Here is a 22,422-nt window from a genome sequence, read left to right on the forward strand (position 1 = left end):
CGATGCCCCGGCCCGGGAGCACCACCGCACCGGTCACCGGTCCCGCCGACGCCCTCACCAGTCCCGCCGACGCCCTCTTCGGACCGGGCGGGGCGGGACCGGACGGCGCCGGGAGCATGATCACCGTCCGCGAAAAGGGTCCCGCCGCCTCGTACGCGTATGCGATGCTCGGCGGCGTGGAGACCAGGTCAGTCAGCCCCGTGTTCATCGGGCGCGCCGAGGAGTTCGCCGCGCTCACCGAGGCGCTCGCGCGGGCCGCGTCCGGCGACCCGCAGGCACTGCTGATCGGCGGCGAGGCCGGCGTCGGCAAGACCCGCCTGGTCGAGCGGTTCGTCACGGCGGCCGAACGGCGCGACGCCGTCGTCGCCGTCGGGTCCTGCGTCGAGATCGGGGCCGACGGACTGCCGTTCGCCCCCTTCCCCACCGCCCTGCGCGCCCTGCGCCGGGCCCTGCCCGAGGAGATGGCAGCCGCCTGCGCCGGCCAGGAGGGCGAGCTGGCCCGGCTCCTGCCCGAACTGGGAGAGGTCCACCGGGACGCGACGGACGAGCACAGCATCGCCCGCCTCTTCGAACTCACCGGGCGCCTGCTGGAGCGGATCTCCGCCGAACGCGTGGTCGTCCTCGTCCTGGAGGACCTGCACTGGGCGGACGCCTCCACCCGGCACCTGCTCGCCTATCTCTTCCGCACCCTGGGCAGCGGCCGCCTCATGGTCGTCGGCACCTACCGCGCCGACGACATCCACCGCCGCCACCCCCTGCGCCCGCTCCTCGCCGAGCTGGACCGGCTGCGCACCGTCACCCGCGTCGAACTCGACCGGTTCAACCACGACGAGGTCGGCCGCCAGCTCACCGGCATCCTCGCCGAGACCCCCGAGGCCGCACTCGTCGACGAGATCTTCGACCGCTCCGACGGCAACGCCTTCTTCGTCGAGGAGCTGGCCCGCTCCCTGGAGTGCTGCGGCGACAGCTCCGGACTGACCGAATCGCTCCGCGACCTCCTGCTCGTCCGGGTGGAGGCGCTTCCCGAGCACGCCCAGCGGATCGCCAGGCTGGTCGCCGAGGGCGGCTCCTTCGTCGAACACGAACTGCTGGCCACCGTCGCCGGACTCGCCGAGGACGACCTCGACGAGGCCCTGCGCGCGGCCGTCGGCGCCAACCTGCTGCAACCCGCCCCCGACAACGACGGCTACCGCTTCCGGCACTCCCTGGTCCGCGAGGCCGTCAGCGACGATCTGCTGCCCGGTGAACGCACCCGCGTCAACCGCCGCTACGCCGAAGCCCTGGAAGCCGATCCCTCCCTCGCCCGGGACGACGAACGCGCCACCCGTCTCGCCAGCTACTGGTACGCCGCCCACGACGCCGCCAAGGCCCTGCCCGCCGTGCTCCGGGCCGCCGTGGAGGCCCGCCGCCGCTACGCCTACTCCGAGCAACTGAGGCTGCTGGAAAGGGCGATGGAGCTCTGGGACGACGTCCCGGAAGCAGTGCTCGCCACGCTGCGCCCGTTCGACTACGCGGAGGTCTACCCGGCCTGCGGACGCGACCCGGAGAACACACCGCTGCGCTACCTGGACGTGATGGCCGAGGCCACCGTCGCCGCCCACTTCGGCGGCGACCGCAAACGCGCCCTGGCCATCTCCAAGAAGGCGATGCGGGTCCTGGCCTCCGAGGCCGACCCGCTGCGCGAGGCCTGGTTCTGGGTGCAGCGCAGCCGGCTGGTGCAGGGGCTCGACAAGGGCGACGGCTGGGAGGAGCTGGCCACCGCGCAGGAACTGGTGCGCGGGCTGCCGCCCTCCCCCGTGCAGGCCGACGTCCTGACCAATGTGGCCAGTTGGCGGGCGTTGCACCAGCCGGGCCCGCAGGCGCTCGAGGACAGCGACCGCGCGGTGGAGTACGCCCGGCTCGTCGGCGACGAGTACATCGAGCTGCACGCCCGCCTCACCCGGGGCTGGCTCACCGCGGACGCGGGCGGCGTCGAGGACGGCCTCGCCGAGATGTACGCGGTCCGGGACCGCGCCGAGAAGCTGCACCTGATGAACCTGCTGGGCCGGGTCAGCGTCAACCTGCCCTCCTCGCTGGAGGCGATGGGCCGCTCGCTGGAAGCCGTCGCGGCCGCCGACCACGGCATCGAGATCTGCCACAGCCACGGCCTGGCCGACTCCGGGGCCTGGGTGTACGCCAACCAGGCCCAGTCCCTCTTCTCCCTCGGGCACTGGGCCCAGAGCGAGACCGCCGCCGCATCCGCCGCCCGCCTGGCGCTGAGCCCCAGGGCGAGAGGCCTCGCCGCCCTCCGCCGTACCGAACTGGCCGTGGCCCGAGGGGACCTCGCCGAGGCGGAGGAGCTGCTCGCGCTGACCCGCAAGCACTTCGGCCAGCGCGATCCGCAGCCCCAGCACCTGATCACCCCCGTCCGGCACACCATGCTGCTGGCCGCCTCACAGGGCAGGCTCGCCGAGGCGCGGGCCGCGTTCGAGGAACTGGCCCGGCACGGCTTCCCGCCCGGCACCCAGCGCTACGCCCTGCCGCTGCTCCAGACCGCCGCCATGATCGAGGCGGACGCCCGCGGCTTGCCCGCCGCCGAACCGGGGCGGCCGGAGCTGCTCGCGCTGATCCGCCGATGCGTGAAGAACCTCCCGATGCTCGTCCCCGTGTGGGCGGCCCACGGTCTCTTCATCGACGCGGAGCTGGCCCGCGCGGACGGCACGGACACCCCCGAGCACTGGGCGCGCGCCGCCGACGCCTTCGGTCCGTCGAACCGCCCGTACGAACTGGCCCAGATCCACCGCCGCTGGGCGGAGTCCCTGCTCATCGCCCCCGGCGACCGGTCCACCGCCACGGCGCTGCTGCACCGCGCCCAGGAGGCCGCGCACCGGCTCGGCGCCCGCCCGCTCGCCGGGGCGGTCGGACAGCTGGCGGCCCGCGCCCGTATCACCCTGGACGGCTCCGGCGCGGCACCCGGCCCCGACGCCGGGATCCACCCGGCCGTCCTGGCCGCCGTACCCGCCGCAGGGAGTTCCGGGCATCCGTCGGCCGACGAACAGGACCCCGCCATCGCCGCCGTGGCGTCCTTCGGGCTGACCCCGCGCGAGCAGGACGTGCACCGGCTGGTCGCGGCCGGGCACACCAACCGCAGGATCGCCGAGGAGCTGTTCATCTCGCCGAAGACCGCGAGCGTGCACGTCTCCAACATCCTGGCCAAGCTCGGCGTCTCCAGCCGGGGTGAGGCGGCTGCTCTCGCCCACCGCCTCCGGCTCTACCCGGCCGGGTAAGCCCCGCTACCTCCCGGGGGACTCGTCCCGGTCCCGCTCGGGGGCATCGCCCGGCGAGCCGTCCGGGGCCGGGGCCGGGCCACGGACGGTCACCTTCCCCGAGGCCAGGTCTATCGGCCCCCGGTTCGGATCGCCGATGCCGAGATCCACCCGGCTCAGCTCCAGCCGCCTCTGCTCGTCGGAGACGTGCTTGCGCCCCGGGGCGAAGAGTTCCTCGAAGAAATTGAACACCGGCCGTGCCCCTTCCGACATGCCGCGCGAACGGGCGGCTACCCCACCTCCACCTGGAGAATCCTGTCGTCCCCGGGCTTCGGCGTACCCCGTCCGTCCGTGTTGCTGGTGACCAGCCACAGGCGGTCGCTCCCCGCACTCACCACAGTGCGCAGGCGGCCGTGCTTCTCGTCCAGGAACGACTGCGGGTCCGCATAAGGTTCCTCGGCCTTCTCGCCGGACAGCGGAATGCGCCAGAGCCGCTCGCCGCGCAGCCCGGCCATCCAGATCGAGCCCTCCGCGTACGCGATCCCGCTGGGGGAGGCCTCGGAGGTCTTCCACTGCGCCACCGGGTCGATGAACCCGTCCTCGCCCTCCCGGCCCTCCACCTCGGGCCAGCCGTAGTTCCCGCCGGGCTCGATCAGATTCAGCTCGTCCCAGGTGTTCTGGCCGAACTCGGCGGCCCACAGCCGCTTCCGCGCGTCCCAGGCGAGCCCCTGCACATTGCGGTGCCCGTACGAATACACCACCGAGTCCGCCTCCGGATTGCCGTGCACCGGCTCGCCGTCGGGGGTCATCCGCAGGATCTTGCCCGCCAGCGACTCCTTGTCCTGGGCCAGCCCGGTGTCCCCGGTCTCGCCCGTGCCCGCGTACAGCATCCTGTCCGGGCCGAACGCGATCCGGCCGCCGTTGTGGATACTGCCCTTGGGGATGCCGCGCAGGACGATGTCCGGTGCCCCCAACCGCTGTCCCGCCGGGCGCTTCTCGTCGTAACTCATGCGGACGATCCGGTTGTCGGACGTGGTGGTGAAGTAGGCGTACACCAGCTGGTCCGCGCCGAACGTGGAGGAGACGGCGAGCCCGAGCAGCCCGCCCTCGCCGCCCGGGGACACTCCGGGCACCGAGCCCAGCAGCGTCTGCTTCCCGCTCTCGCCGTCGATCCGGTGGACCGTGCCCTCCTCGCGCGAGGACACCAGCAGGTCGCCGCCCGGCAGTGCGGCCAGGCCCCAGGGCGACTTCAGGCCCTCGGTCAGCGTCGAGACCACCTTCGCCGAGCCCTTCGTGGGCGGCGGCAGATCGGCCGACCGGCTCGGGGAGGCCGGGGGAGCGGAGTCCCCCGAGGCGCTCGGGGAACCGGTGGGCCGCCCGGACGAACCCCCGTCCCCGTCGCCGGAACACGCGGCGGTCAGCAGCAGGACGGCCGACGCCAGCACGGCCACCACCCCCCTGCGCATCGCCGGGGACTGCACAGGTCCGAACAGAGCACCACGCACGGAACCGATCCTTTCGACGGTTGCCTGACTACCTGTTCCTACACCGCGGCCGGCCCAGGAGTTCGGCGATGCGACCATTCTCCCGCCGCACGGCCGACGGCGCCCGGTCCCGATGAAGCCCGGTCCCGACGGCGCCCGGTCCCGATGATGCCCGGTCCCGTTGAAGCTCAGCCCCGATGATGTTCAGCCCTGCGGAGCCCGGTCCCGCGGAGCCCGGTCCCGCAGCGCCCGGTCCCGCAGCGCCCGGTCCCGCGACGCTCAGTCCCACGACTCGTGGGCGGCGGGCAGACGGTCGATCTCCGCCAGGTCCCGGTCCTCCAGGACCACCCGCGCCGCCCCGGCGTTCTCCACCGCCCACTGCTCCTGTTTCGCCCCCGGCACCGGCACCACATGCGGACCCTGGCGCAGCACCCACGCCAGCGCCACCTGGGCCACGGTCGCCCCGTGGCGCTCCGCAATCCGCCGCAGACCGGCCACCACTGGCTGGTTCGCCGCCATCACCTCCGCTGTGAACCGCGGATGCCTGGCCCGCAGGTCCTCCGGCTCGAAACCCTGGCCCGGCTTCAGCGTCCCGGTCAGATAGCCGCTGCCCAGCGGCATCGCGGCCAGCAGCCCGACCCCGCGCGCCACACACCACGGCAGCAGCTCCGCCAGCGCCTCGCGCGACCACACCGACAACTCCGCCTCGACGGCGCTGACCGGGAAGACCTGCTGGATCCGCTCCAACTGCCGAATCGTTCCCTCATGCGGTCCCGCAGCCGACCGGCGCGGGGCGCGCGCCCCCACGGCGCACAGCCCGAGCGAGCGCACCTTGCCCGCGGTCACCAACTCCGCCATCGCGCCCCAGGTCTCCTCCACCGGCACCTCGGGGTCGGCCCGGTGCAGCTGGTACAGGTCGATCACATCGGACTGGAGCCGCCGCAGGGAGGCGTCACAGGCCCGCCGGACATACCCGGGACGGCCGTTGGCGACGATGTGCTGATCGCCCACCAGCAGGCCGCACTTGGTGGAGACGAACGCCTCCCGGCGGCGGCCCTTCAGCGCCCGCCCCACCAGCAGCTCGTTGGTGAACGGGCCGTACATGTCCGCGGTGTCGAGCAGTCGGACGCCCGCGTCCAGCGCCGCGTGCACCGTCCGTACCGAACGGTCGCCGAGCCGCTGCGACGCGCTGTAACCCCAGCTCATCGGCATGCAGCCAAGACCGACCGCACCCACGGCAAGCCCCGCCGCCCCGATAGTCCTGCTCTCCAACTCCCCGCACCCTTTCCTGGACGAGCCATTGCGCCTTCCCGCCCGCCGCGGTCCGCGGGCGGCTCTTCCAGGAACGGCGCGACAGCGCGGTCCCGGACCCGGACGGTCACGCCCGCCTGATCCACGACGCAGGCCCCTGCCGGGGGAGTTCGGTGAGTGATGGACGGAAGCGTTTGGGCGATGTGACGATACGCCGATGCCCGGCACGCACGCACGCGAGGACGGCCGCTCGCGCGAAGGCCCCGGCATCCCCGGGGCGCTCGCACATCTGTCGCATAGCCTCCCGACCATGACTGCGACGACTGACGACGTGTGGCTGCCCTTCCCCGCCGAAGAGATCGACGGCCTGCCCGAGGGCCTCAACTACCGCTGCTGGGACGGCGAACCGGACTACCCTGGAGACCCGGCCGACTGCGCCTACTACGTGGTTCCCTACCTGAAGGGTCCCGAGGTCGCGGTGCGTCCGCTCGCCTCGATGAGCGCCGTCCAGGTGGTGCAGACGCTCTCCGCGGGCATCGACCACGTGGAGCCGGGCCTCGGCCTGCTTCCCGCCGGCGTACGCCTCTGCAACGCCAAGGGGGTGCACGAGGCGTCCACCGCCGAGCTGACGCTCGCCCTGATCCTCGCGTCCCTGCGCGGGCTCCCCGGGTTCGTCCACGGCCAGGACAAGGAGGAGTGGCGTGCCGGCTTCTACCCGGCGCTCGCCGACAAGTCCGTCCTCATCGTGGGCTACGGATCCATCGGCTCGGCCATAGAGGACCGACTCGCCCCCTTCGAGTGCGCGCGGGTGGCGCGCGTCGCGCGCTCCGCGCGGACCACCGCACGCGGTCCCGTGCAGACGCTCGACGACCTGCCCGCTCTGCTGCCCGAGGCCGACGTAGTGATCCTCTCCACTCCGCTGAACCCGTCCACGCAGGGGATGGTGGGCGCCGACTTCCTCGCCGCGATGTCCGACGGAGCCCTCCTCGTCAACGTCTCCCGCGGCGGAGTCGTCGACACCAAGGCCCTGTTGTCCCAACTCGAATCCGGACGGCTGCGGGCCGCACTCGATGTGACCGACCCGGAACCCCTGCCCGCGGGCCATCCTCTCTGGCATGCTCCGAATGTCTTGATCACACCTCATGTGGGCGGCAGCACCTCGGGGTTCGAACCGCGCGCCAAGCGGCTGCTGGCCGCACAGCTCACCCGGTTCGCCGCCGGAGAGCCGCTGCGCAACGTCGTGACCACCACCGGCTGACCCCGCCGCAGCGGCCACGCTACGGGGCGGTCCGGATACGAGCAGCGCCGCCCACCTCGCGTTTCGTTACGGAGCGTAGAGAATCTATGGCCCTGTGTAACGGATCTGGTGTATCGTCCGATCCGGGGGGCTGCGCCGTGGAAGGGGCGGCGCGGGGGGAGCATCGGAACGCGAGGGGGCGACGGGCGATGTGCTGGCCATGGAGAGACGATCCGACGCGCACGAGCGGACGGTTGAGGCCGCCCGCGCAGAGGGAGCACCGCACCCGCCGGTGGCCGGATTCCTGCCCCGGACCGGCATCTCCGAAGCGGCCACGGCCGGTCCGGAGCGAGCGGTGCCGGAGGGTCCCCGCGAGGAGCCAGGCACCGAGGAGCACGTGCCCGGCGGGCCCGGGACGGGGAGCCCTCCGGTGAGCGCGCTGGGGGCCCTGCTCGCCCCGCGGTCCGCCACCGGCTCCACGGGGACGCGCTCCCGGATCCTGCTCGGCGTCGTCTGCGCGGGATATTCGGTGGGCGCCGCCGTCGGCTGGGGCTCGCCGCGGGTCGCCGTCTTCATGGGGGACTTCGGTCTCGCCACGGCAGCCCTGATCGCCGCCGTCTCCTGCTTCCTCTACGCACGGGCGGTCGGGGGCCGACTGCGCCCCGCCTGGCTGCTGTTCTCGCTCTCCTCCCTCATGGCGGCCTGCGGAAACGCCGTCTGGGGCTGGTACGAGGTGATCCTCGGCGTCCCCGTCCCCACCCCGTCCCTCGCCGACGTCTTCTTCCTCTGCTTCGCGCCACCCGCCATCGTCGGACTGCTCGTGCTCGCCAAACGGCCCGTCACCCGCGCCGGCTGGGTCTGCCTGGCCCTGGACGCGTGGCTGATCGGCGGCTCCCTGTTGACGCTCGCCTGGAGCCTCGCCCTCGCGCACGCCACGCACCTGGCGGGTAGCGAGGACACCAGCGTCGCGCCCGCGGCCCTCTCGCTGGCCTATCCGCTGCTCGACATCGTGCTCGTCTCGATGGTGCTCGCCCTGCACTTCCGCCGGGCCGGGGTGAACCGCTCCGCGGTGAACACCGCGATCGCCGCCCTCGCGCTCACCGTGCTGAGCGACGCGGTGTTCACCTCGCCCCTGCTGCGCTCCACCTACCACTCGGGCCAGCTCCTCGACGCCGGTTGGTTCGCCGGGTCGCTGCTCCTCGCCTACGCCCCCTGGGGCGCCCGCTGCGCGGCCCGGCCGGCCGCCCGTCCCGGGCCCCCCCGAAACATCGCCAGCCGCCCGATCGCCGGCTCGCTGGCCGCCCTGACCCCGTATCTCGCCGCCGCCGTCTGCACTCTGGGCATCCTGTACAACGTCGTCGACGGCCGCCGGGTGGACCGGGTCGTCATCTTCACCGGCTGCACCGTGGTCCTGGCGCTGGTCGTCCGGCAGGGCATCATGCTCCTCGACAACATCTCCCTCACCCAGGAGCTGGCCCAGAAGGAGAGCCACTTCCGCTCCCTGGTGCAGGGCTCCAGCGACGTCATCATGATCGCCGCGCCCAACGGCACCCTGCGCTACGTCAGCCCCGCCGCCGCCGGGGTGTACGGGCGTGAGGCGGAGGGACTCGTCGGCTCCGAGCTGTCCTCGATCATCCACCCCGACGATCTCGGCCGGTTCGTCCACGAGGTGCGGCGCTTCCTGGCCGCTCCGCCGCACGAGGAGCCCACCACCCGTATCGAATGCCGCTTCCGCTCGGGCACGGGCGACTGGCTCAACGTCGAGTCCACCGTCAACCGCCACCTGGGCGGCCTTCTCCTCAACAGCCGCGACGTCACCGAACGGGTCAGGCTCCAGGCCCAGTTGCAGCACAACGCCGAGCACGACCCGCTCACCGACCTGCCCAACCGGGCGCTGTTCACCGCCCGGGTCCGCCAGGCGCTCGGCGGCCGCCGTTCGGGCGACCCCGGCACCGCCGTCCTCTTCATCGACCTCGACGGCTTCAAGGCGGTCAACGACACCATCGGCCACCAGGCGGGCGACGAACTGCTCGTCCAGGCCGGCCGCCGCCTCCAGGACTCCGTACGGGCCGGCGACACCGCCGCCCGGCTCGGCGGCGACGAGTTCGCCGCGCTCATCATGGGCGACGGCACCCGCGACCAGGGCGCCCGGGAGTACCAGGTCCACGAGATCGCCGACCGGCTGCGCCTCACCCTCTCCCAGCCCTACCGGATCGGCCCCAGCGAGGTCCGGGTGGCCGCCTCCATCGGCGTGGCCTTCGCCGAGCCCGCCATCAGCCCCACCGACCTCATGCGCAACGCGGACCTCGCGATGTACCGTGCCAAGGCCGGCGGCAAGGACCGGGTCGAGCTGTACGCCCCGCAGATGCAGGCCGACGTCGTACGCCGCTCCGAGCTGGCCACCCGGCTGCGCACCGCCCTGCGCGAGGGTGAGTTCGCCCTGCTCCACCAGCCTGTCGTCCACCTCGCCAGCGGATCCATCGCGGCCGTCGCCGCCCAGGCCCGCTGGCGTTCCGCCCAGGGCATCCTGTTCACCCCCGCCGAGTTCCTCCGGGTCTCCGGCGACGACGACCGTACCGCCGAGCTCGGCCGCTGGCTCCTGGAGGAGGCGGTGGCCCAGGCCGCCGACCGGGCCAGGGCCGGGCACCCCGTCGCCGTCTCCGTCCGGCTCTCCGCCGCGCGGCTGCTGGACGCGGTCTCGCCCCCCGGCTCCATCGAGGGGCTGCTGACCCGTCACGGCCTGCCCTCGGGCGCCCTGATGATCGAGGTCGCCGACAGTGACCCGCGCGTCTCCTTCGACGCCCTGGAGCAGCGCCTCGTGGCCCTGCGCCGGCTCGGCGTACGGATCGCTCTCGACGGCTTCGGCAGCGGCTTCGCGGCGATCAACGCACTGCGCCGGCTTCCCATCGACGTACTGAAGCTCGACCGGAACCTCGTCGAGGGGGTGGTCGAATCGGCCAGGCTGCACAAGATCACCAGTGGTCTCCTGCGGATCGCCTGCGACCTTGGCCTCCAGTCCGTCGCCGACGGGGTCGACGTACCCGAGCAGGTCCTCGCCCTGCGCGCCATGGGGTGTACCCATGGCCAGGGGATGGCCTTCTCCGGCCCGCTCGACGAGTACCGGCTGCGACGCGCCCTGGTTCGGGGGGAGTTCCCCGTACCGGGCATCCCGACCCCCCGGCCGGTGATGGCGGGCGGCTCGATCCCGCTGCTCACCGGATCACATGTTGAGACGCCCGTCCCACCCACTTGACACGTCATGCGTGCCGGAGAGAGGGTCAATGCCATGCGCACCCGAATTCTCGTACTTGGAAAGCGCGTCGGCTGAAGCAGGGTCACTCCACGACACTCTGCGGACCGCACCCGGCGCGCTCCCCTCGCTTGCCTCACGGCACGAGGGGTTTTTTGTTGCACTGAAGCCTCTCAAAACGCTGCAAAACACCCGCGAAAACCCTCAGCTTCGAGAAGAGAATGCCGATGACCGAGCAGGCCACCGGGGCCCACCACCCGCAGCCGCGCGCCCGTAACGGCGGACAGCCGTCCGTCGCCGTTGAGCACGTCACGGGCGCGCAGTCCCTCATCCGTTCTCTCGAGGAAGTCGGCGCCGACACGGTATTCGGCATTCCCGGCGGCGCGATCCTCCCCGCCTACGACCCGATGATGGACTCCACCCGGGTCCGCCACGTCCTGGTCCGCCACGAGCAGGGCGCCGGCCACGCCGCCACCGGGTACGCGCAGGCCACCGGCAAGGTCGGCGTCTGCATGGCCACCTCGGGCCCCGGCGCCACCAACCTGGTCACCCCGATCGCCGACGCGCACATGGACTCCGTGCCGCTCGTCGCGATCACCGGCCAGGTCGCCTCCAAGGCCATCGGCACCGACGCCTTCCAGGAAGCCGACATCTGCGGCATCACCATGCCGATCACCAAGCACAACTTCCTGGTCACCAAGGCCGAGGACATCCCGCACACCATCGCCGAGGCCTTCCACATCGCCTCCACCGGCCGCCCCGGACCGGTCCTCGTCGACATCGCCAAGGACGCCCTCCAGGCGAGGACCACCTTCAGCTGGCCGCCCGTCCAGGACCTGCCCGGCTACCGCCCGGTGACCAAGCCGCACGCCAAGCAGATCCGTGAGGCCGCGAAGCTGATCACCCAGGCCAAGCGCCCCGTGCTGTACGTCGGTGGCGGAGTCCTGAAGGCCGGTGCCACCGCGGAGCTGAAGGTCCTCGCGGAGCTGACCGGAGCGCCCGTCACCACCACCCTGATGGCGCTCGGCTCCTTCCCCGACAGCCACCCGCTGCACGTGGGAATGCCGGGCATGCACGGTGCGGTCACCGCCGTCACCGCGCTGCAGAAGGCCGACCTGATCGTCGCCCTCGGAGCCCGCTTCGACGACCGCGTCACCGGCAAGCTGGACAGCTTCGCCCCGTACGCCAAGATCGTCCACGCCGACATCGACCCGGCCGAGATCGGCAAGAACCGCACCGCCGACGTCCCTATCGTCGGCGACGCCCGCGAGGTCCTGGCCGACCTGGTCCAGGCCGTCCAGGCCGAGCACACCGAAGGCAACACCGGCGACTACACCGCATGGTGGAAGGACCTCAACCGCTGGCGCGACACCTACCCGCTCGGCTACGACCTGCCCGAGGACGGCAGCCTCTCCCCGCAGCAGGTCATCCAACGCATCGGCAAGCTCGCCCCCGAGGGCACGATCTTCGCGGCGGGCGTCGGCCAGCACCAGATGTGGGCCTCCCACTTCATCGACTACGAGCAGCCCGCCACCTGGCTCAACAGCGGCGGCGCCGGGACGATGGGCTACGCGGTCCCGGCCGCGATGGGCGCGAAGGCCGGCATGCCCGACCGCACGGTCTGGGCGATCGACGGCGACGGCTGCTTCCAGATGACCAACCAGGAACTGACCACCTGCGCGCTCAACAACATCCCGATCAAGGTCGCCGTCATCAACAACGGCGCGCTCGGGATGGTCCGCCAGTGGCAGACCCTCTTCTACAACCAGCGCTACTCCAACACCGTGCTGCACTCCGGCGCGGACACCGACGGCGTCCCGGCCAAGGGCACCCGCGTCCCGGACTTCGTCAAGCTGTCCGAGGCCATGGGCTGTTACGCCATCCGCTGCGAGGACCCGGCCGACCTGGACAAGGTCATCGAAGAGGCCAACTCCATCAACGACCGCCCCGTCGTGATCGACTTCATCGTCCACGAGGACGCCATGGTCTGGCCGATGGTCGCCGCCGGTACCTCCAACGACGAGGTCCAGGCCGCCCGCGGCGTCCGCCCCGACTTCGGCGACAACGAAGACGACTGAGAGACAGAGAGACCGACTCCATGTCCGAAAAGCACACGCTCTCCGTCCTGGTCGAGAACAAGCCCGGTGTCCTCGCCCGGATCACCGCCCTGTTCTCCCGACGCGGCTTCAACATCGACTCGCTCGCGGTCGGTACCACCGAACACCCCGACATCTCCCGCATCACCATCGTCGTGAATGTCGAGGGCCTGCCCCTGGAGCAGGTGACCAAGCAGCTCAACAAGCTGGTCAACGTCCTGAAGATCGTCGAACTCGAGCCCGCCGCCGCGATCCAGCGGGAGCTCGTCCTGGTGAAGGTCCGCGCCGACAGCGAGACCCGCTCCCAGATCGTCGAGATCGTCCAGCTGTTCCGCGCCAAGACCGTCGACGTCTCCCCGGAGGCCGTCACGATCGAGGCGACCGGAGGGGCCGACAAGCTGGAGGCGATGCTCAAGATGCTGGAGCAGTACGGCATCAAGGAGCTCGTCCAGTCCGGCACCATCGCCATAGGGCGTGGCGCGCGCTCGATCACCGACCGGTCCCTGCGCGCCCTCGACCGCTCGGCCTGAGCGGACGGACCCTGGGCGGAACCTCGCGCTCCGCTCGCATGGCGAGACCCGACAACGCACACGACGCACCCCACCGTACGGTGGGACGCAACACCTGCACACCAAGGAGAAAACCCAGTGGCCGAGCTGTTCTACGACGACGATGCCGACCTGTCCATCATCCAGGGCCGCAAGGTCGCGGTTCTCGGTTACGGCAGCCAGGGCCATGCCCACGCGCTGTCGCTCCGTGACTCCGGCGTCGACGTCCGCGTCGGTCTGCACGAGGGCTCGAAGTCCAAGGCCAAGGCCGAGGAGCAGGGCCTGCGCGTGGTGACCCCGGCCGAGGCCGCCGCCGAGGCCGACGTCATCATGATCCTCGTTCCGGACCCGATCCAGGCCCAGGTCTACGAGGAGTCCGTCAAGGACAACCTCAAGGACGGCGACGCGCTGTTCTTCGGCCACGGCCTGAACATCCGTTTCGGCTTCATCAAGCCGCCGGCCGGCGTCGACGTCTGTATGGTCGCCCCCAAGGGCCCCGGCCACCTGGTCCGCCGCCAGTACGAGGAGGGCCGCGGCGTTCCCTGCATCGTGGCCGTCGAGCAGGACGCCACGGGCAAGGGCCTGGAGCTCGCCCTCTCGTACGCCAAGGGCATCGGCGGCACCCGTGCCGGCGTCATCAAGACGACCTTCACCGAGGAGACCGAGACCGACCTGTTCGGTGAGCAGGCCGTCCTCTGCGGTGGCACCGCCGCCCTGGTCAAGGCCGGTTTCGAGACGCTGACCGAAGCCGGTTACCAGCCCGAGATCGCGTACTTCGAGTGCCTGCACGAGCTGAAGCTCATCGTCGACCTCATGTACGAGGGCGGCCTGGAGAAGATGCGCTGGTCCATCTCGGAGACCGCCGAGTGGGGCGACTACGTCACCGGCCCGCGCATCATCACGGCCGACACCAAGGCCGAGATGAAGAAGGTCCTCACCGAGATCCAGGACGGCACCTTCGCCAAGGCCTGGATGGCGGAGTACCACAACGGTCTGCCCAAGTACAACGAGTACAAGAAGGCCGACAGCGACCACCTGCTGGAGACCACCGGCCGTGAGCTGCGCAAGCTCATGAGCTGGGTGAACGACGAAGAGGCCTAGGCCTCGGGGGAGCGGGGCGGGTCCTTCACGGGCCCGCCCCGCTCGGCGGCAGCCGGACAGGCCACTCCGTACGGGGGTACCGGAGGGGCGGTTCCGTACGGGTGTGCACGACGTCCACCCTCGTGCGGGTGATCCTTCCACCGGGGCGCGGTACGAGGCCCGTCGCATGACTACACTTCTCCACACATACACGCGTCAGGGCCCACAGCGTCGTGCGTCTACCACGCGGCTAGCCCCTCCACCGCCTGCGGCCGTCGGGACGGCCGTCCGCACTGGACTTGTGAGGACTCACGTGAGCTCGAAACCTGTCGTACTCATCGCTGAAGAGCTGTCGCCCGCCACGGTCGACGCCCTGGGTCCGGATTTCGAGATCCGGCACTGCAACGGCGCGGACCGCGCCGAGCTTCTCCCCGCGATCGCCGGCGTCGACGCCATCCTGGTGCGCTCCGCCACCAAGGTCGACGCCGAGGCCATCGCCGTCGCCAAGAAGCTCCGGGTCGTGGCCCGCGCCGGCGTCGGTCTGGACAACGTCGACGTCTCCTCGGCCACCAAGGCCGGCGTGATGGTCGTCAACGCCCCGACCTCCAACATCGTCACCGCGGCCGAGCTGGCCTGCGGTCTGCTGGTGGCCACCGCGCGCAACATCCCGCAGGCCAACACCGCGCTCAAGAACGGTGAGTGGAAGCGCTCCAAGTACACCGGGGTCGAGCTCAGCGAGAAGGTCCTCGGCGTCGTCGGCCTCGGCCGCATCGGCGTCCTGGTGGCCCAGCGCATGTCGGCGTTCGGTATGAGGATCGTCGCCTACGACCCCTACGTCCAGCCGGCCCGCGCCGCGCAGATGGGCGTCAAGCTCCTCAGCCTGGACGAGCTGCTGGAGGTCGCCGACTTCATCACGGTGCACCTGCCCAAGACCCCCGAGACCCTCGGTCTCATCGGTGACGAGGCGCTGCACAAGGTAAAGCCCTCGGTGCGCATCGTCAACGCCGCGCGCGGCGGGATCGTCGACGAGGAGGCCCTGGCCTCCGCGCTCAAGGAGGGCCGCGTCGCGGGCGCCGGCCTCGATGTGTACGCGAAGGAGCCCTGCACCGACTCCCCGCTGTTCCAGTTCGACCAGGTCGTCTGCACCCCGCACCTCGGCGCCTCCACCGACGAGGCGCAGGAGAAGGCGGGCATCGCGGTCGCCAAGTCCGTCCGCCTCGCGCTCGCCGGCGAGCTGGTCCCGGACGCGGTCAACGTCCAGGGCGGCGTCATCGCCGAGGACGTGCGCCCCGGCCTGCCGCTCGCCGAGAAGCTCGGCCGGATCTTCACCGCGCTCGCGGGCGAGGTCGCGGCCCGGCTCGACGTCGAGGTGTACGGCGAGATCACCCAGCACGACGTCAAGGTGCTGGAGCTCTCCGCGCTCAAGGGTGTCTTCGAGGACGTCGTCGACGAGACCGTCAGCTACGTCAACGCCCCGCTGTTCGCGCAGGAGCGCGGCGTCGAGGTCCGCCTCACCACCAGCTCCGAGTCGCCCGACCACCGCAACGTGGTCACCGTGCGCGGCACGCTCTCCGACGGCCAGGAGATCGCGGTCTCCGGCACGCTGGCCGGCCCGAAGAACCTCCAGAAGATCGTCGCCATCGGTGAGCACGACGTCGATCTGGCGCTCGCCGACCACATGGTCGTCCTGCGCTACCAGGACCGTCCCGGTGTGGTGGGCGCGGTCGGCAAGATCCTCGGCGAGGCCGGGCTGAACATCGCGGGCATGCAGGTGTCCCGGGCCGCCGTGGGCGGCGAGGCGCTCGTCGTGCTCACCGTCGATGACACCGTTCCGCAGCCGGTGCTGACCGAGATCTCCGAGGAGATCGGCGCGTCCTCGGCCCGCTCGGTGGACCTCACCGACTGACGCGGACAGTTGGTGAACCTCACCGGCTGACGCGGACAGGTTGGTGAACTTCACCGACCGACGCGGGCACACAGCGCTACGACCCCGCTCCGTACCCGGTAGCAGGGCCGCTCGTCCCGTACGAGTGGTCCCGCCGCCGGGTACGTTGCGTTTCCGATCGCCCCGGGTACGTTGTCGCGGCCCCGGACGCCGGGGCTGGTCAATCCGCCAGGGTGGGCCCGGGGTTGGGTCCTGGGGCCCACGACGCGAGCGGGCCCCCGACCCTAGGGTGACCGGTTGTCATGTCACTCATGGGTGCCGGGGGTCGGATCACGTATGTCTGCTGTCGGTGGCATACCCGTAGCGGGAGGCCCGGCTCCGGCCGTCGCCCCGCGGCGTGAACTCCCGCGCCCGCTCGTCTTGGTCCGCGTGTTGCTCCTCGTGCTGTTCGGGGCGACGGTGCTGGGGGCGATCGGACTGTCCGGCTCGGCCCTCGCCGCGGACGCGATGGGCGCCGAGGTGCTCGGCATCCTGCTGTACGCCTCCGCGCCAGGGGTGCTCGCTGCGCTGCTGGCCCGGCAGGTCAGGACCGGTTCCACGCGTGTGCGGTGGGGCATCGTCGCCGTCCAGGGGTGGCTGGTCCTCGGCGGCCTCGCCAACCTCGGGGACGGGTCGCCGGACGGGGCCACCCAGCTGGTCCTGCCGATCCTGATCCTCGCCCTGATCAACCGTGAAGGCAGCCGGGCGTGGTTCCGGCTGCCGGTAGCCGAACGCGGGCAGCCGCCGAAGTTCTCGCTCCCCCACATGATCACCTGGAAGCGGGACCGGGGGCAGACCGCCCTGGAGTACCTGGGCCTGGTCCTGATCGTCGTCGCGCTGATCGGGGCCCTGACCGTGGGCGGCCTCGGCGGCCGGATCACCGAGGGCCTCCAGTCCGCGATCTGCTCGCTGACCGGCAGCTCCTGCCCGGTCTCGCCGGGCGGCTCCGTCGAGGCGGGCGAGGGCCCGGACGGCGGGACGGACGGGGGAGCGGACGGGGGTACGGACGGAGGGGCCGACGGCGGTACGCCGGGGAGCGCGGACGGCGGCTCGACGACCACGGGAGGCGTCACCGGAGGGTCCACGGACGGGGCCATCGGCGGCGACGCCACCGGCGGTACGGGCGGCACCGGCGGTACGGGAAGCACCGGCTCCACCGAAGGCTCGGGCTCCGAAGGCTCGGGCTCCACCGGAGGTACGGAGGGCTCGGGCGGCCCCGAGGGCTCAGGTGGATTCGAAGGTTCGACCACCACCGGCGGCGGCACGGGAGGCCCCGACGACGACGGGCGGCCCGGCACCGGCGAGGACACCTTCCCCGAGGACAGCGAGGAGCCCGAGGCCGCCCACGACGTACAGGCGTCCGACGACGGTGAGGGCGGGGACGGGGGCGGCGGCGAGCAGGCCGAGGCGCGGGAGGACTGCGGCGGCTGGGGCTTCTTCGGCTGCGCCTGGGACCGTACGACACAGGTCGTCAAGGGCCTTGTCGTCGACGGGATCTGGGGCGACATCACCGGGATCGTCGACCTGTTCAAGCCGGAGACCTGGTCGGGCCTGGCCGACTACGGCAAGCAGCTCGGCGACCAGTGGGCCCAGGACTCCGAGGGCGCGGGCGACAAGTGGGCGGACGGCGACTACCTGGGCGCGGTGTGGGACTGGGGCAAGGCCTCCGTCGGCACCGTGGTCACGGTCGGCGACGACGTCTTCGTCGGGGACGAGGTCCGCGAGCGCTGGAACAACGGCGAGAAGACCCGCGCGGTCACCGATGTGATCTGGAACATCGGCTCGATCTTCATCCCCGGCTACAACGTCGGGAAGGTCGTCGGCAAGGTGGGCAAGCTCGGGGTGCTGGGCAAGGCCGCCGGAGCCGTGGCCCGTGCCGCCGACGACGCGGGGGCGGCGGCACGCCGCGCCCGCAAGGCGGCCGAGGCCGGCGACCTCGACGGCGTACGGAAGGCGGCGAAGGAGGCCGACGACGCGGCGGACACCGCCGAGGACGCGGCGCGCCGGACCGGCTGCGTCATAGCCTCGGGCCCGCCGCGCGCGTGGTACGGCGGGGGCGGGGCCACCGGTGTTCCGGGCTCGGGCACCGGAGTGCTGGCGGGGGGCTCCCCGGACCGGATCGTCCTCGCGAACGACGGGTGCGACGAGGCGGCCAAGGCCGCCGCCGCCCAGGCGCGGGCGGCGGAGCGGGCGGCGCACCTGGAGCAGAAGCGGCTGGAGGAGCCGGAGCGGGCGCGCAAGGCGGAGGCGGACAAGAAGAAGTACCCCGAGGCGCGGCGCGACGACACCTCCGACCCGCGCAACTACAACCCGCCGTCCTGGGCCGATGACCTCAAGGACCGTGACCTCGGCGACGCCGACGCGGGCGACGGCTACTGGGCGAGCCGGGACCGTAACCCCGCGCCCAACTGGAAGAACGAGTCCTGGCTGCGCTACCAGGAGCAGGTGACCGGTACCAACCGGGGCCAGGAGTACGTCGTGCCGCATCCCCGGGAGGGCAAGCCGGCGGTGGAGTACGACGGCTGGGACTCCTCCCGTCAGACGTTCCTGGAGGCCAAGAACGGCTACGGAAGCTATCTGTCCAAGTCCGACAGCGGCACCCTCACCCCGTCGGGCAAGGACAGGTTCGTCACCGAGGCCCGCGCCCAGGTGGAGGCGTCCGGCGGCCGGAGTGTGGAGTGGCACTTCTCCGATCCGGAGGTGGCCAAGGCCGCCCGCAAGGCCTTCCGGGACGAAGGGCTGCCGGTCAAGGTGGTTCACAGCCCGACGAAACCCAACGACAGCACCAGGAAACCGGGAGCCTTCGACGAGTAGAGCGTGCCAGGCCTTGCCCGGGCGCGCGGCCCCGGCCGAGTAGCCTGCAACGCGGGGTGACCCCGGCCGCCGTCCGGCCGGGGGAGCAGCAGGCAGGCCGACGGAGGAGAGACGAGCATGCGACGTGTAGTGCGGGGCTTCTGGGGTCCCCGGCCGGAGCCGGTCGAGGCGTTGGCCGACCGCTGGCGGCGGACCCTCGACGGGCTCGCCGAGCTGGTCCCGCAGGCGGCCGAAGCCTGGAGCCAGGTCCACGGGGACGGACCCGCCACCGCCCTCACCGCCGAAGCCCTGCCCGATGTGCTGCGCACCGCCCGGAGCGCGGCCGACTGGTCGGACCTCACCGGCACCGGGCTGCGGCTCATCGGCACCGGGGCGCCCGGCTGGGAGGCCGAGGTCAGCGGACTGGCCGGGGGAGCACCGGAGTTCCTGCTCCAGTCGCTCACGATCATCCTGCACGCCCCGGACGAGGCCGTGGTCCCCGAGGGGGCGCTCCTGTCCCTCGTCGCCCGGGTGTGGGAGCCGGACTTCGGCGACGTGAGCGACGACGACGTGCTGGACGCGCTGGAGGACGACGCCGGGTACTCCGTCGGCGACCCGGTCGTCGGCCGGACCGGCTATCTCTCCCCGGCCCGCGCCGCCCTCGTCCCCGACGATCTGGAGACGGTCCGCGAACCCCTGCCCGGGGGTGGGGAGTTGCTGAGTATCGCGGCGCCGGGCGACAGCGCTGGGGTGGTGCGGGCGTACCGCCGGCTGCGTGCGGCGGGGGCGTTGGCTCCGCTGCCCCGCCCGATGGACCGGGCGGTTCTGTGACCTGCCGGGCGGGCGAGGACTTCGACGCCGAGCGTGCGGCGGCCGAGGTGGCCGAGCTCCTCGCCGCCCCCGTGCCGGTCACCGGCCCCACCGCCGCCGAGGGTGACCCCGCCACCGGCGAATGGACGGTCACCACGGGGGAGGGCTTCCGTATCGTGCCGCTGTGGGAGGGCGACCCGCTCACCGGCGTCTACGCCCCCGAGCGGAACGACGCCGAGGAGGCCGCCGGGGGCCATCTGGCTTCGCTGAAGCGGGTGTTGGACGAGTGCTGGGGCCCGCACCGGGCGGTCCCGCTGCACGGACCGTTGATGCGGTGGCAGGGCGGAGAGCCCGTGGAGCCGCTGTTCGAGGCGCTGTTCGCCGAGGATCTGTACGGAGACCTGGTGGTCTGGGGCCCGGTCGCCCCCGGTGGCCGGTGGATCGCCCTGACCGTGGGCCACAGCGACGGCGACGCGCCGCTGGTGCTGGCCGCCGTGGTCAGCGACCGTCCGGTCACCGAACCGGAGGGCGGGGAAAGCCCGTTGTGAGGACCGGCCGGAACACGCCGGAGGCGTCCGGGACCGCGGGCCGGGTCCTCCGGCATCCGCGGCCCTGTGATGGAGTGGGCCCATGAAGCTGCTCCCCCTGTTCCTCCGACGGCCGATCGAAGCGGTGTACGAGCGCCGCCTCGCCACCACCCTGGTGGGCCTGCCGCGCCCCCGGCACGTCGGGATCATGGTCGACGGCAACCGGCGCTGGGCCCGGAAGGCCGGGCACACGGACGTCCGGGAGGGCTACCGGGCGGGCGGTGCCAAGGTGACCACGTTCCTGGGCTGGTGCACGGCCGCCGGGATCGAGCACGTCACCCTCTTCATGCTCTCCGACGACAATCTGGGCCGCCCCGCCGAGGAACTCGGCCCGCTGATCGAGGTCATCGAGGAGACCGTCCGGGACATCACCGCCGAGGGCCGCGACTGGGAGGTCCGGACGATCGGCTCGCTCGACATGCTGCCCGGCGCCAGCGCCCGGGTGTTCAAGGAGGCCACCGCCGCCACGACCGGGCGCGGCGGCCTCAAGGTGGACGTGGCGGTCGGCTACGGCGGCCGGCGCGAGATCGTCGACGCCGTGAAGAGCGCCTTCGAGGAGCACATCGCGGCCGGCGGTGACCCGGCCGAACTGGTCGCCCGCTTCGGGATCGACGACATCTCCCGGCATCTCTACTCGCCCGTCTCCGACCACACCGACTTCATCATCCGCACCTCCGGGGAGCAGCGGCTGTCCGGCTTCCTCCTCTGGCAGTCCGCCTACGCCGAGATGCACTGGGTGGACTGCTACTGGCCGGCCTTCCGGCACGTGGACTTCCTGCGCGCGCTGCGCTCGTACGCGAACCGGGAACGCCGCTTCGGCAAGTGAGTAAGTGCCGGGCCCGCCGGGCGCTCGTCCGGCCGGCCCGCCGGGCGCCCCTACAGCCGGGCCCGCTTCACCGCCATGTGCAGCAGCAGCCGGTCCTCGCCGTCGTTCAGGTCGAGGCCGGTGATCTGCTGGATCCGGGAGAGCCGGTAGTACAGCGTCTGGCGGTGGATGTCCAGCGCGGCTGCCGTCCGGCCCGCCTGGCCCGCGTGGTCCAGGAACACCTCGGCGGTGTGCGCCAGCTCCCGGTGCGGCGGGGCCAGCAGCGGGGCGACCGCCGGGTCCCCGGGGGCATCGCCGGCGCCGGGGAGGGCGGTCAGCAGGCGGTACGGGCCGATCGCCGACCACTGGGCGACCGGGCCGAGGCGGGTCTCGGCCCGTGCCGCGCGGGCCGCCGCGGTGGCCTCGCGCCAGGAGACGGTCAGCTCGTCCAGGCCCCGGCGCGGCGTGGCGATCCCCCCGGTGGCGGCGGGGCCGGCGCCGCCGCGCAGCCGGTCCGCGGCGCTCAGGGCCGGGTCGAGGCGGTCCGGCGCGCGCAGCCGGACGAGTGCGGCCAGCGACTGGGGCCCGGCGGCCCCCGGTGCGGCGACCGTCGCCAGGGCGGCCGCCGAGGCCACCCCCCGTACGGAGGGTGTGTCATCGGCCCACGGTGTCACGCACAGCACCGTGTGCAGCCCCTCCGCGTCCTGCCCCAGAGCCTCGCCCAGCGCGGCGAGGGCCGTGTCGCGCTGCCGGCCGGGGCCCGCCGTGAGCACCGCGCCGAACTCCCGCGACAGGTCGGCGCCCGCCCGCGCCTCGTCGGAGAGCAGCGCCCCGACCCGGGCGGCGACCTCCATCGCGGCGGCCAGCTGATCGTCGGTCGGGCCGGGGTCGGCGTCGAGCAGCCAGACGTAACCGAGGACGACGCCCCGATGGCGTACAGGAAGGCAGATGCGGTCCCGGAACACTCCGGCCTCGGGGGCGGCGGGGATCCGGACGGGCCCGGTCGCCCGGGTGATGCCGAACCCCTCGAACCAGGCACGCACGGCGGGTGTGGAGCGCCGGGTCAGGATCGAGCGGGTACGGACCGGGTCCATCGCCGAGTCGTCGTCGCTGTCGTGGGCTCCGAAGGCGACCAGGCCGAAATCCCGGTTCTCCAAGGTGGCCGGGGCATCGAGGAGGGCCGAGATCTCGTCGACCAGTTCCTGGTAATCGCCTGTCACCCCGCCATTCTGCACCTCTTCGCGTCTTTCTTCAGACAGATGTCTGAGGTGGCGGCCACGGATGCGTGACAGGTGTCGATGGCACACGATCG

Annotated in this window: 15 protein-coding genes; 11 read left to right on the top strand and 4 right to left on the bottom strand. The window is 72.3% G+C overall.

Annotation, left to right across the window (positions count from 1 at the left end; translation table 11 throughout):
- Positions 1 to 2 precede the first annotated feature (2 nt).
- A complete protein-coding gene (locus ACZ60Q_RS14605) occupies positions 3 to 3,266 on the top strand; it encodes a helix-turn-helix transcriptional regulator (protein ID WP_469633313.1) in 3,264 nt (1,087 codons plus the stop codon).
- Positions 3,267 to 3,272: 6 nt separating this feature from the next.
- Here ACZ60Q_RS14605 and ACZ60Q_RS14610 read toward each other — a convergent pair whose 3' ends face one another.
- From ACZ60Q_RS14610 to ACZ60Q_RS14620, 3 genes are all read right to left on the bottom strand, one after another.
- The gene (locus ACZ60Q_RS14610; RefSeq protein ID WP_469633316.1) at positions 3,273 to 3,497 is read right to left on the bottom strand and encodes a DUF6191 domain-containing protein; all 225 of its coding nucleotides are present in this window, start codon (positions 3,495 to 3,497) and stop codon (positions 3,273 to 3,275) included.
- A gap of 38 nt (positions 3,498 to 3,535) precedes the next feature.
- Positions 3,536 to 4,750: a PQQ-dependent sugar dehydrogenase gene (locus tag ACZ60Q_RS14615; protein WP_469633319.1), complete on the bottom strand. Its 1,215-nt coding sequence runs from the start codon at positions 4,748 to 4,750 to the stop codon at positions 3,536 to 3,538.
- A gap of 258 nt (positions 4,751 to 5,008) precedes the next feature.
- Positions 5,009 to 5,965, bottom strand: coding sequence for an aldo/keto reductase (locus tag ACZ60Q_RS14620; protein ID WP_469633837.1), 957 nt, complete (start codon positions 5,963 to 5,965; stop codon positions 5,009 to 5,011).
- Between the two features lie 325 nt (positions 5,966 to 6,290).
- Here ACZ60Q_RS14620 and ACZ60Q_RS14625 point away from each other — a divergent pair, with 325 nt between their 5' ends.
- The 10 genes from ACZ60Q_RS14625 (at position 6,291) to ACZ60Q_RS14670 (ending at position 21,131) form a co-directional block, all read left to right on the top strand.
- Complete coding sequence (locus ACZ60Q_RS14625; protein WP_469633320.1) at positions 6,291 to 7,238, top strand: 2-hydroxyacid dehydrogenase; 948 nt, start codon at positions 6,291 to 6,293, stop codon at positions 7,236 to 7,238.
- Between the two features lie 409 nt (positions 7,239 to 7,647).
- Positions 7,648 to 10,470: a putative bifunctional diguanylate cyclase/phosphodiesterase gene (locus ACZ60Q_RS14630; RefSeq protein ID WP_469633840.1), complete on the top strand. Its 2,823-nt coding sequence runs from the start codon at positions 7,648 to 7,650 to the stop codon at positions 10,468 to 10,470.
- 218 nt (positions 10,471 to 10,688) lie between these two features.
- Positions 10,689 to 12,545, top strand: coding sequence for an acetolactate synthase large subunit (locus ACZ60Q_RS14635; RefSeq protein ID WP_469633323.1), 1,857 nt, complete (start codon positions 10,689 to 10,691; stop codon positions 12,543 to 12,545).
- Between the two features lie 20 nt (positions 12,546 to 12,565).
- The gene (ilvN, locus tag ACZ60Q_RS14640; RefSeq protein WP_003966072.1) at positions 12,566 to 13,093 is read left to right on the top strand and encodes an acetolactate synthase small subunit; all 528 of its coding nucleotides are present in this window, start codon (positions 12,566 to 12,568) and stop codon (positions 13,091 to 13,093) included.
- A 117-nt stretch (positions 13,094 to 13,210) separates the two neighbouring features.
- Positions 13,211 to 14,212, top strand: coding sequence for a ketol-acid reductoisomerase (gene ilvC / locus ACZ60Q_RS14645; RefSeq protein ID WP_469633327.1), 1,002 nt, complete (start codon positions 13,211 to 13,213; stop codon positions 14,210 to 14,212).
- A 292-nt stretch (positions 14,213 to 14,504) separates the two neighbouring features.
- Positions 14,505 to 16,097, top strand: a complete 1,593-nt coding sequence (gene serA / locus ACZ60Q_RS14650) for a phosphoglycerate dehydrogenase (protein WP_469633330.1) — start codon at positions 14,505 to 14,507, stop codon at positions 16,095 to 16,097.
- A gap of 315 nt (positions 16,098 to 16,412) precedes the next feature.
- Entirely contained in the window at positions 16,413 to 18,929 is a 2,517-nt protein-coding gene (locus ACZ60Q_RS14655) for a Tox-REase-5 domain-containing protein (protein WP_469633332.1), read from the top strand.
- Positions 18,930 to 19,046: 117 nt separating this feature from the next.
- Complete coding sequence (locus ACZ60Q_RS14660) at positions 19,047 to 19,739, top strand: hypothetical protein (RefSeq protein ID WP_469633335.1); 693 nt, start codon at positions 19,047 to 19,049, stop codon at positions 19,737 to 19,739.
- A complete protein-coding gene (locus tag ACZ60Q_RS14665; RefSeq protein WP_469633338.1) occupies positions 19,736 to 20,266 on the top strand; it encodes a hypothetical protein in 531 nt (176 codons plus the stop codon). The genes ACZ60Q_RS14660 and ACZ60Q_RS14665 overlap by 4 nt, the downstream gene beginning before the upstream one ends.
- Positions 20,267 to 20,348: 82 nt before the next feature.
- Positions 20,349 to 21,131 carry an isoprenyl transferase gene (locus ACZ60Q_RS14670; RefSeq protein ID WP_469633341.1) on the top strand — a complete coding sequence of 261 codons (783 nt, stop codon included), beginning with the start codon at positions 20,349 to 20,351 and terminating at the stop codon, positions 21,129 to 21,131.
- 50 nt (positions 21,132 to 21,181) lie between these two features.
- Here the strand turns inward: ACZ60Q_RS14670 and ACZ60Q_RS14675 are convergent, their stop codons facing one another.
- Positions 21,182 to 22,330, bottom strand: coding sequence for a PucR family transcriptional regulator (locus ACZ60Q_RS14675; protein WP_469633343.1), 1,149 nt, complete (start codon positions 22,328 to 22,330; stop codon positions 21,182 to 21,184).
- Between the last annotated feature and the right edge of the window lie 92 nt (positions 22,331 to 22,422).

The sequence above is a fragment of the Streptomyces sp. NPDC104313 genome, from assembly GCF_055583985.1.

What these genes read in the sequence shown, in the direction of transcription:
- ACZ60Q_RS14655 (WP_469633332.1), top strand. Translation starts at nt 16,413, where the DNA reads ATGTCTGCTGTCGGTGGCATACCCGTAGCGGGAGGCCCGGCTCCGGCC.
- ACZ60Q_RS14660 (WP_469633335.1), top strand. Translation starts at nt 19,047, where the DNA reads ATGCGACGTGTAGTGCGGGGCTTCTGGGGTCCCCGGCCGGAGCCGGTC.
- ACZ60Q_RS14605 (WP_469633313.1), top strand. Translation starts at nt 3, where the DNA reads ATGCCCCGGCCCGGGAGCACCACCGCACCGGTCACCGGTCCCGCCGAC.
- ACZ60Q_RS14625 (WP_469633320.1), top strand. Translation starts at nt 6,291, where the DNA reads ATGACTGCGACGACTGACGACGTGTGGCTGCCCTTCCCCGCCGAAGAG.
- ilvN (WP_003966072.1), top strand. Translation starts at nt 12,566, where the DNA reads ATGTCCGAAAAGCACACGCTCTCCGTCCTGGTCGAGAACAAGCCCGGT.
- ACZ60Q_RS14635 (WP_469633323.1), top strand. Translation starts at nt 10,689, where the DNA reads ATGCCGATGACCGAGCAGGCCACCGGGGCCCACCACCCGCAGCCGCGC.
- ACZ60Q_RS14670 (WP_469633341.1), top strand. Translation starts at nt 20,349, where the DNA reads ATGAAGCTGCTCCCCCTGTTCCTCCGACGGCCGATCGAAGCGGTGTAC.